Annotated in this window: 6 protein-coding genes; all 6 read right to left on the bottom strand. The window is 63.0% G+C overall.

The window, feature by feature from the left end; all coding sequences use genetic code 11:
- Positions 1-350 precede the first annotated feature (350 nt).
- Entirely contained in the window at positions 351-533 is a 183-nt protein-coding gene (locus E3T38_RS17440; RefSeq protein ID WP_134547381.1) for a helix-turn-helix domain-containing protein, read from the bottom strand.
- Positions 534-828: 295 nt separating this feature from the next.
- Positions 829-1326: an RNA polymerase sigma factor gene (locus E3T38_RS06900; RefSeq protein WP_134547383.1), complete on the bottom strand. Its 498-nt coding sequence runs from the start codon at positions 1324-1326 to the stop codon at positions 829-831.
- Positions 1323-1934 (bottom strand): hypothetical protein, encoded by a 612-nt coding sequence (locus tag E3T38_RS06905; protein ID WP_134547385.1) that lies wholly within the window; start codon positions 1932-1934, stop codon positions 1323-1325. The genes E3T38_RS06900 and E3T38_RS06905 overlap by 4 nt, the downstream gene beginning before the upstream one ends.
- Positions 1935-2192: 258 nt before the next feature.
- Positions 2193-2744, bottom strand: coding sequence for a DUF6578 domain-containing protein (locus E3T38_RS06910; RefSeq protein WP_134547387.1), 552 nt, complete (start codon positions 2742-2744; stop codon positions 2193-2195).
- Positions 2745-2894: 150 nt separating this feature from the next.
- Positions 2895-3233 (bottom strand): hypothetical protein, encoded by a 339-nt coding sequence (locus E3T38_RS06915; protein WP_134547389.1) that lies wholly within the window; start codon positions 3231-3233, stop codon positions 2895-2897.
- A gap of 281 nt (positions 3234-3514) precedes the next feature.
- Positions 3515-4882 (bottom strand): PD-(D/E)XK nuclease family protein, encoded by a 1368-nt coding sequence (locus tag E3T38_RS06920; RefSeq protein WP_134547391.1) that lies wholly within the window; start codon positions 4880-4882, stop codon positions 3515-3517.
- Between the last annotated feature and the right edge of the window lie 100 nt (positions 4883-4982).

Consider the following 4982-nt stretch of genomic DNA (forward strand, 5'->3'; position numbering starts at 1 on the left):
GCCGCATCCTCAAACGCTACCTGGCCAGAAGCATCTACCGGCACCTCAACACCGCGTCAGCCACAAAATTGAGGGTTGACGAGATATAGAAGCTTCATTGAGATTCCCAGTGCCCAGGCACGGCGCGGTCCTCAACCTCCGCCGGTCGCTCGCTGATCATGGTCATGTCCGGGATCTTGCCGGAGTTCTTCGCAGCAGGCCGTCTGGGACGCCGGATGGCGCGGCCGGTGCGTAAATGCTGATGCAGATCACCGCGCAAGTCACCCCGCCCGCCCCCATAAAGCGCCTGGTAGATCGCTTCCGGGCTGACTCGCATTTCCTGCCGATCGGGAAACACCGCAGCCAGATGGTCACTGATNCCTAGCCTTGGGACGACGTCCGCGAAGCTCGGCCTGCTTCTGCGCCGCATACGGGGCGTACTTCGTCTCTCGACTGATCGTGGCTGCAGACCGGTCCACCAGGGCAGCGATCGCCCGCACACCGGTGCCACCCCGGTGCAAGTCCGCGATCTGCAGTCGTTCCTCCAAGGACAAGTACCGCCCCGACTCTCTGCCTCAGGAAGAGGGAACCGCCCGCCCGTTGCTTGACGCCAACGCCGTCCAGTTCGTCGATTCACCCCGACAGCAACGCACGCTGCAGTCAGCGTCGAACCTTGACTCATCAACACCCAAAACCGCGCCTGCTTCTCCACCAACTCATACTTCGACCACACGTACAACACCTCACAAATGGGAGTGTTGCGACGACCGGTTGAATCCGCCTTCCCCTTGCGGACCGCAGCCCTCCGTCCATTCCACTAGCCGTACCGCAGGTCGTCCTGTGAGCAGTTCACACGGTCACGCCGAGTGCGACCCGCAGTCCATCCTTGGCACGTGCGTACCGACCGCGGGCCGTCGGTGCGGGAATCCCGACGACCTGCGCGGCCTGAGCGAGGGTGAAGCCGTCCCAATGGACGAGCTGAACGATTTCCCGGAGCTCGGGGTTGAGGTGGGAGAGCGCGTCCCGCACCTCGCTGCCCTCGTCGGCTGCCGGCGCGGTCCGGGCCGAGATGACGTGAGTTCGAATCTTCTCGGACAGTGCGAGGCGACGTCGTTCACCGCGGGAATGGTTCAGGAGGGATCCTCGGGCGAGACCGAAGATCCACATCCGGGCCTCTTCAGCGTCGTCAGGAAGATCGCTTACTCGGCGCCAGGCGACCATCATGGTGTCGCCGAGGAGATCGGCGGCGTCGTCGGGCCCCACTCGGCGTTGCAGGTAACGCAGCACGTCCCCAGCGCACTGGTCGAGGATTTCCGTCAGCCGTTTGGCCTTCTGCCGGGCGTTCACTGCGCGACGACCCCGCACTGGACCTGCAGGTCAGAGACGACCACGCCTGTCGTCGCTGACAATCGTGTGATCGCCATTTTCACAGCGACCATGTTGGCTGCCGCGTAGGTGCCGTCATCCGTCTCGGGTACCGATCCGGGAGGCCGGTCTTCGATGGTTCCGTCATCGGTGACCACGACCACGGAGTGCTCAGTGCGGATGTCCGTTGCGATCTGTTCGATATCGGTGGGATCGACCTGAAGAGCGCCCATCGATTCAACGAACGCGTCCCAGTCTCCCGACGCGGCCTCGTGCTGGAGGGCGATGCGTCCCTCACACGCTCGGCCGCTGGGAAGCACGAATGCGTGGGCCATGTCAGGATTCTCAGCCCAGGGCAGCCACGCGAAGACGCCGGTGGCTGTGGCAGCGCCGGCAGTACCTGTCAGCGCCAGAGCGAGGCCGAATCCGACAACCAGACGAGCCGTCCAGCGAGACGGAGTCCCGGTTGCGACTTCGCGTGCTGCTGCCCGGTTCATCACCTCAAGATCGCGCTGCACACCGGGCGTGATCGGCACCGTCCTCGGTGATGATTGGCTGAGCATCTTGTCGAGTGGGTCTGTTGGGTTCATGTGTTGCTCCAATTCGGAAGGGTGCGTCACTACAGACATGTCCGGACGGACTGGAAACGATCACTCGGCCAGTTGATTTCCCTGATGGGAAATAACGAACTTCTCGCACAGGCGAGAATGCCACCGCTGCTGCCGCCGACCGGGAAACCGGCCGACGCAACCTATCCGTACAGAAGCTATGCCATGTCGCTATTCCACGCGTAATTTCCGACACAGGTGACACGAGGTGCCTATTACAGGGTTCCGTGAGCAGACACTTTATGTGTGCTCCTGGACGTCGACGAGCCAGCCCTTCACTGAGCGTCGGCGCTGCTCGGGCGGTGGAGCAGCGAACTCTCCGACGTTAGGGAGCGGTTCGGCGTCTTCATCGGTGCGCAGCCGAACGCCCTGAGCCGGGGCCAACATCGCTGTATTCGCAACTGGCACGATCTCGATCATGTGTCGAGAGGGCGGAGTTCTCAGGAACGCACCATTGCCGAGGTCTCGGCCAACCATCGGCCACACGTCGCCGTCCGCCGGCATGATCGCTTCCGGCGGTGCGCCGTGGCCGGGCCGACGCTGCGACCGACGCTCGATAACGTCTTGCGAGACCGCGTGCACCGCGATGACCCTGCCGCGCACACGATCGGTGAACTCTTCCTCATGGTGCGACTCCATCGCGTCCACCGTGGCGATGAGTTCCGGTCCGAGCATGTCAGCGAGAGCAGCATGCGGCGTTCGCGTCTCGATACCGAAGTCGAACTCATCGCCGATGGCAAAAGCATCGCCGCAGCATTCCCATTCCCATTTCGTCAGCCACACGCGCGTCATAATGCCCACGCTAGCAACTCACTCGCTGCGGCTCAGCCGAAGCGTTGTGGATCCGCTACCGGAACGCTGTAGCTGTCCCATTCAGCGTTCGGCTTACGGGCACGACGTTTCGAAAGGCCGCGTCGGCAATCCGAGCCAAGCAGGCTCGAATCAGGGCTGCGGGATCAGAAAGTGCGCGACGACTGTCAGGGCCAGGATTACCGGCACGGCGAAGACGGTACTTCGGGACATACCGCCCAGCCACCGGTTTGCTCTGGGCCGAAGCAGCAGCCCGACGATGACAGTCGCGAGCAGCGTGAAGAAGATACTTGCGCTAATCAGCGACGCACGAAAAGGTAACAACTGTGGTGGGCACACCGCTGGAAGACTGGCCGAACAGGCCCAACCGGGCAGGACCGGCTGCGCCATCCAAAGCACTAGCAAGCCCAGAAGGACGACGCAAGCTGCGACTACAGGTGAGCGCGTGGCGCCGCGTGTCTTGTTGGGCATGTCGCCAGACTATCGATCAGGCACTCCTGTTGCACGACGACCATGGCGTCGGGGTCGTCGTCGAAGAACTGTATGTTCAGGGTGCAAGCGCTATATGCGTCGCGAACTTCTGCATTGCGCATGATGCCAGCCTGGGTAGCCGTCCCACTGAACGTTCCTCCTTCGGGACGCCCCCCGTACTCGCGATCGCATGGTCAGGTGTCCCAGGCCACGTCCCACAAAGACACGGCAGAAGGTCGCGTTAAGCGTCCGGCTTTCCGACAGAATTGGCGAGCAGCTGGTCACGCCTCAAGCGCGGCATTGATCGCGTGGGTCGCCGCGACGAGCTGCTCGACGGTCTGGTCCGGCGCTTTCACGTAGCGGTACACGAACGACGGAGCGAAGTGCCCGAAGCCGTCGCGCGGCATGACTTGCCCATCCGGCGATGCGAGGACCTCGCAGAGCGGCGCGAAATCGAACAGCTCCGGGTGCAATGTGGCGAATTCCTCGCGGGCGTCTCTGTCCTCTCCGGAGCGACCCTCGAGGTGTGGCAACACGACACACAACCGAAACTGTCCTTCCTGGTACTGCCACCCCGCTTGGATTTCGACGCCACCAACCCGAACTTGACGTCGCCAGCCGACTAGAGGCTGGCCGTGGCTGATGGCGGCCTCCGTCCATCCCACCGCCGGGCCTTCCGCCGCGACCACAGCCTGCACCCGCCGCGCGCGGAGCTTTCGGAGCGCGGTACGGGTTTGAGTCGAGTCAATCTCTGCGAGTTGCGAACTGTCCAGCCACGCAGACTCCTCCATGGAGTGCACGACAGTGGTGTCGAGTAGTGCGCTCAGGAGCCTCACGACTCGCGAGTACCGTCTGACCGTTTCGACCTCGTAGCTGCTGTCGTCATTGTCAGGGAGGGCGAGATCGATGCGTTCAGCGAGTTCCTGATAGCTCAGGTAGGTCCAGCCCTCGACTGGCTCATGCGGTGGGGACATGCTCAGCAGGATGTGCTGCGCGGGCGAACCCTTCCACCGCGCAGTCTTGCCGCGATATTCGTCGAGCTGGACTCGCTCGGGAAGCGAGAACACCTTGTTCTCGATGACCAACGGCGCCGCGTCCGGCCAATGGAGCACGAGGTCGAGGTTCTCTCGTTCTCGTTCGACGCGCCGCACTGTGGTTAGGCTTGTGGCGTCGTCGTTCGTGAGATCGCGGAACACAGCATCGGCCAGCTTTGGTAGAGCGTCGAAGAACCACGCGAGGAAGTTGCTGTGGAACAACTCGCGTTGGCCGTACATGATCCGCGCGAGCGGCTCCACGTTCAGTTCCCGGGCGATCGTCTGCACCGGCTTCTCATCGCTCGGTGGGATGCCGTCGAGGTAACGACGCACAGGGTTCGCTGCGCCCCTGGGCGGTGCAAGCCGTTCGACGCTCGTCTCTACGGCGCCGAGTTCTGGCGCAGGCACTCCATCGAAGCCCCACCGCCCTTCTTCGTCACCGGAATGCCAGGATTGGATTCGATATGCGCCTCGGACAACACCGCCTGCGACACCGAGCGCGTAGACCGCCCGTTGCCGAGTGTCCGCGCCCACGCGCCAGTACATGCGGGTCGCATCGTACGTCGCTCTCGCGTTTGCCTCGGGGGACCATTCCCGGTTGATCACGAAGATCACCGTTGGCCTTGCCCCCGGTTAGTGGACACGGGTTAAGCGGCGAGTTGAACTTCCGCGGTCTTTAACGAGTATTGCAGTTCGAAGTCGACGGGGCTGATTT

The organism is Cryobacterium sp. Hb1 (genome assembly GCF_004403585.1).
In the GTDB taxonomy this organism is placed as follows: Bacteria; Actinomycetota; Actinomycetes; order Actinomycetales; family Microbacteriaceae; genus Cryobacterium; species Cryobacterium lyxosi.